Annotated in this window: 1 protein-coding gene and 1 pseudogene; both read right to left on the reverse strand. The window is 62.2% G+C overall.

Features of this window, described 5'->3' with window-relative positions; translation table 11 throughout:
- Nucleotides 1-162 precede the first annotated feature (162 nt).
- Nucleotides 163-1,161, reverse strand: coding sequence for an ABC transporter ATP-binding protein (locus MUU54_RS24445; RefSeq protein WP_247246529.1), 999 nt, complete (start codon nucleotides 1,159-1,161; stop codon nucleotides 163-165).
- An 11-nt stretch (nucleotides 1,162-1,172) separates the two neighbouring features.
- A pseudogene (locus MUU54_RS24450) lies at nucleotides 1,173-1,353 on the reverse strand (carbohydrate ABC transporter permease); the annotation flags it as partial.

The raw sequence follows: 1,353 nt of genomic DNA on the forward strand, positions 1-1,353 counted from the left end.
AGGTAGACGGCCTGGTGCGCGCGGTGAAAGTTACCGACGCCGAAATGCAGGATGCCGGGCGTCAGCATGATCGGATCATAGGCGGGCACGGCCGCAGTATGCGCAATTTCGCCAAGCACGGCGGCGGAAAGTTTGACGGTCATTGGACACTCCACGCCGGCGTCAGATCGCCAGCCCTTGTTCGTCGAAGCGATGCAGCTTCGTTTCGTTCGGCGTCAGATAGATTCGGGTGCCATGGCGGGCCTGGAATTCACCATCGGTGCGGGCGTTGATCTGTCCGATCCCCTGGACCTCGACATGCAGGAAGGTGTCGGAGCCGAGATGCTCGGCAACCGTGACGACGCCTTCCCACAGACCTGCCTCATGCGACAGGTCGAAGTGCTCCGGACGCATGCCGACGGTCTTAGCGCCCTTGGACCGGGCAAAATCGCCCTCGATCAGGTTCATGCGCGGGGAGCCGATGAAGCCGGCGACAAACAGGTTGCGAGGCTTTGAGTAGAGGTCGAGCGGCGAACCGACCTGCTCGATATTGCCGCGGTTCAGCACGACGATCTTGTCCGCCATGGTCATGGCTTCGATCTGGTCGTGCGTCACGTATATCATCGTCGTCTTCAGCTGGTTGTGCAGCTCGCTGATCTCCAGCCGCATCGTGCCGCGCAGCGCCGCGTCAAGGTTGGAGAGCGGCTCATCGAAGAGGAAGGCCGACGGCTCGCGCACGATGGCGCGACCGATCGCAACACGCTGGCGCTGGCCGCCCGAAAGCTGCGAGGGCCGACGCTCGAGGTAATCGGTCAGGTTCAGGATGGCAGCGGCGTCCTTGACCTTCTGGTCGATGACGGCCTTGTCGAACTTCGCCATCTTCAGCGGAAAGGCGATGTTGTTGCGCACGCTCATGTGCGGATAGAGCGCATAGGACTGGAACACCATGGCGAGCCCACGCTGCGCTGGCGCATTTCCCGTGACATCCTTGCCGTCGATCAGTATCCGGCCGCCGCTGACATCCTCGAGCCCGGCAATGAGGCGTAACAAGGTGGACTTGCCGCAGCCGGAGGGACCGACGAAGACCACGAACTCCCCGTCCTGGATCTCCAGATCGATCGACGGGATGACTTTTGCTTCCCCGAAGGACTTCGAAACCTTGTCGAGCGTGATGCTGCCCATCGTCGTCTTCCTTACTTAACCGCGCCGAAGGTCAGGCCGCGAACGAGTTGCTTCTGGCTGAACCAGCCCATGATGAGGATCGGCGCGATCGCCATGGTCGAGGCTGCCGAGAGCTTCGCCCAGAACAGCCCCTGCGGACTGGAGAAGGAGGCGATGAAGGCGGTCAGCGGGGCAGCGGTCGTTGTGGTGAGC

Source organism: Pseudorhizobium tarimense (assembly GCF_022968135.1).
Taxonomy (GTDB): domain Bacteria; phylum Pseudomonadota; class Alphaproteobacteria; order Rhizobiales; family Rhizobiaceae; genus Neorhizobium; species Neorhizobium tarimense.

Excerpts from the sequence above, each read along its gene's own strand:
- MUU54_RS24445 (WP_247246529.1), bottom strand. The coding sequence starts at position 1,161 with ATGGGCAGCATCACGCTCGACAAGGTTTCGAAGTCCTTCGGGGAAGCA.